The following is a 3,236-nucleotide window of genomic DNA, read 5'->3' on the forward strand; positions in this document are numbered from 1 at the left end:
CCCCGCGCCTGCCCCGCGCCTGCCCCGCGCCTGTCCCCGCGCCTGCCCCGCGGAGCAATGCGCTTCCGGTTTTTGAAGCGCATTGCTTGCGGAGCGGGCGAGTGTGAAGATTCGCTTCTGTTCCATGAACCCGCACGTTCAAGAAACGGGGATCGGGCCAGGCACGATCGGGCTCGTGTATTGCGCGGGGATCCGATATCGGAAAGGCCCTCCGAATACCGCGAATCCGGTTCAATCCCAACCCACCCTGCCCTCCCCACCCTTCCCGCGGCGGGAGAGTTAAGCCCCGGGAAAAGACGCGTATCCTTCGCCGCCCCAAGGGTGTTAATTCCCCTTGGGGTCGGATTGCCGCAGGATGCGCCGGCCGCCGCAGGGTATAATCCCGCGCACTCCATCCCATCCCAATCCCCGGAGGAACCGCATGGGAAAAACCGTTGTCATCACCGACAGCACGGCCTATCTGCCCGCCCCGCTCGTCCAACAGTACGGAATCATCGTGGTCCCGCTGACGGTGGTTTGGGGGAATGAGACCTTCCGCGACGGGATCGACATCACCCCGCCGGAATTCTACAAGCGGCTGAAGACCGCCAAGGTCATGCCGTCCACTTCGCAGACGACGCCCGACGAATTCAAGAAGGTCTTTGCGCCGATTGTTGAGGCCGGCGATTCGATTTTGCTTGCGCTGATCTCCAGCAAGCTCTCCGGAACGGTGGATTCCGCCGTCCAGGCCAAGGCGGCCTTTCCCGACGCCGCGATCGAGATCGTCGACACCCACACCACGGCCATGGCGTTGGGATTCTGCGCGCTGGCGGCCGCCCGGGCCGCGCACGGCGGCGCCGGCATGGCCGAGTCGGCGCAGGCCGCCCGCAAGGCGGTGGAATCCAGCGGCGTGGTTTTCGTCGTCGACACGCTGGAATTCCTGCACCGCGGCGGACGGATCGGCGGCGCGGCGGCGTTCCTGGGAACGGCGCTGAACATGAAACCGCTCTTGACGCTCCACGAAGGCAAGGTGGAGGCGATCGCCAAGGTCCGCACCAAAGGCAAGGCGGTCGAGCGCATGCTCGACATCATCGAGGAGCGGATCGGATCCCGCCGCCCCCTGCGCATCGGCTCGCTGCAGGCCGCGGCCGAGGAGGAAGCCCAGGCGCTGCTGAAGACCGCCGAACAGCGCTTCCAACCGGTGGAATCGGTCTTCAGCGAAGTCAGCCCCGTCATCGGCACGCACGTCGGGCCGGGGACGATCGGTTTGGCATATTGCGCCGGGATCTAGCTTCCCAGGGGAAAAAACCGGGGGAGTGAAGACTTGCGCCCGGAGCGATGAGCATCGGCGAGTTCCCGATGCGGTGCACCCGCGCGGGGGATCGGGCCGGGGACGATAAGCTTCGCCTACTGCGCAGGGGGATACATGCGCCCAAGCCCGGCAATGATTTGGCCGTCATCCCGGCGCGGTCCAAGCCGGGATCCATGGGTTTCTACTGCGCCCGCCCACTCAAGACACCCCCACGGCGCGGTTCCACCCCGGAGATGGTTTATCCGCAAGGCGGGCGCCGGCACGTCGGCTCTGCGCCCGGCGTCCCAATTCCGCCGCCGGCGCCCTGTCGGTCCCCAGGACTGATGGATCGTTCCGCGGGATTGCAAAAAAGCCATAAGCGATTAAAATTGCCGAATGCGGAAGATCCAGCGGGCATATGCCCTTCAGGCCGCCGTCCTGCTCCCGATGGTTTTCTCGGCCGCCTGTTCCCCGGCGGCGGGAGGCGCAGCCTCCGCTTCCGGGACGTCTGCGGCAAGCCCGTCTTTCACGCGGAAAATTTCGATCGTCTCCTCCACCCCGAATCCTTCCATGGCTTCTTCGTCACCGCCGTCATCCACCGCGTCGAACTCGGGGGCCGTCCGGATCGCGGACAGCGACGGCATGGTGCAGGTGTTCGTCCCCGCCGGCGAATTCATCATGGGATCGGACGACAACGACGCCAAAAAAACCTTCGAACAAGGGCGCGCATACCCCGAGCTTCCCGTGCATACGGTATTCCTCGCGGCTTTTTGGATCGATCGATACGAGGTTACGAACGGCCAATATGCCTTATGCGTCGATGCCGGAGCCTGCCGGCCGCCGCATCTGGTCAGTTCCGGGGAATCCGATGTGCACGAGAGTTACGTCCCCGTCTATTTCGGAAATCCGGAATACGCCGACTATCCCGTTGTCTGGGTAAGCTGGTTCATGGCGGAGGATTACTGCGCCTGGGCCGGCCGGCGCCTGCCCAGCGAGGCGGAATGGGAAAAGGCCGCGCGCGGGACGGACGCCCGGACCTATACCTGGGGCAACGATCCGCCGAGTTCGACTGTGGCGAACCTGTGCGACACCAACTGTCCCCTCGTCCACGCCAACCACGCCTTCAACGACGGTTTCGCCATCACCGCGCCGGTGGGCTCCTTCCCTACCGGCGCGAGCCCGTACGGAGCGCTGGACATGGCCGGCAACGTCTGGGAATGGACCTCCTCGCTGATCATGGATTACCCCTACCGCGCCGACGACGGGCGGGAGGACCTAACCGCCACCGGCGAGCGCTCATGGCGCGGCGGATCGTGGACCAACGGGTATTGGTGGATGCGCGTCACGCTTCGCTACCGGTCCGTGGACTGGTATTGGAACTATAATCTCGGATTCCGCTGCGCGTCCTCGTCCTAGCAGCCGGGTCGGATCCCCCGTGCAGGGAGAAAAACCGCCCTTCCCACCCGGCAACCTTCTCCATCCGTAAGTTATCGGTAAGTTCTCCCGCAGGAAAAGAATCCACCGCCAATAAACGCAACTTCCTGTCTTTAATGGACGGGTGCTCGCAGTTAACTTTTTCTTTTTACCCGACGACTTCAATAAAAGCCACTTTTCCAGTATTGAAAATCCTTTTCTTTTACTATCCTCGGAGGATACGGAGATATACGGATGGAATTCGGTTTTTCTTCGTGCGCCTCCGTGCTTCAGTGGATATTTTTTAATCCACGGAGGAACGGAGATACACGGATGAAACATGGCTTTACTCCGTGTGCCTCCGTGGAGTTCCTTGATTTTAGTTTTTCTCCGTGCAGCTCCGTGTTTTCTGTCGATATTCATCAATTCAAGGAGAATATTAGATTGATTGTATCTCCTCAGCCCTCTGTCCCTGCCCTTTCCTCACCCCCAACCCCACAACCCCTTCCCCCTCTCCTGACTTATGCCAGGAGAGGGGGAAGGGGCCAGGGGA

At 62.4% G+C, this 3,236-nt stretch carries 3 protein-coding genes; 2 read left to right on the forward strand and 1 reads right to left on the reverse strand.

Annotated features, from left to right (window positions below; translation table 11 throughout):
- The first annotated feature begins 421 nt into the window (after positions 1–421).
- Positions 422–1,270, forward strand: coding sequence for a DegV family protein (locus tag JW929_15235; GenBank protein ID MBN1440759.1), 849 nt, complete (start codon positions 422–424; stop codon positions 1,268–1,270).
- A gap of 425 nt (positions 1,271–1,695) precedes the next feature.
- On the opposite strand, the gene JW929_15240 is transcribed toward JW929_15235, so the two are convergent.
- Positions 1,696–1,842: a hypothetical protein gene (locus JW929_15240; GenBank protein MBN1440760.1), complete on the reverse strand. Its 147-nt coding sequence runs from the start codon at positions 1,840–1,842 to the stop codon at positions 1,696–1,698.
- Between JW929_15240 and JW929_15245 the strand changes: the two genes are divergently transcribed.
- Positions 1,841–2,686: a formylglycine-generating enzyme family protein gene (locus JW929_15245; GenBank protein ID MBN1440761.1), complete on the forward strand. Its 846-nt coding sequence runs from the start codon at positions 1,841–1,843 to the stop codon at positions 2,684–2,686. The genes JW929_15240 and JW929_15245 overlap by 2 nt on opposite strands.
- Positions 2,687–3,236 lie beyond the last annotated feature (550 nt).

Source organism: Anaerolineales bacterium (assembly GCA_016928575.1).
In the GTDB taxonomy this organism is placed as follows: domain Bacteria; phylum Chloroflexota; class Anaerolineae; order Anaerolineales; family RBG-16-64-43; genus JAFGKK01.

Coding starts and splice junctions, on each gene's coding strand:
- JW929_15235 (MBN1440759.1), top strand. CDS start 422: ATGGGAAAAACCGTTGTCATCACCGACAGCACGGCCTATCTGCCCGCC.
- JW929_15245 (MBN1440761.1), top strand. CDS start 1,841: ATGGCTTCTTCGTCACCGCCGTCATCCACCGCGTCGAACTCGGGGGCC.
- JW929_15240 (MBN1440760.1), bottom strand. CDS start 1,842: ATGGAAGGATTCGGGGTGGAGGAGACGATCGAAATTTTCCGCGTGAAA.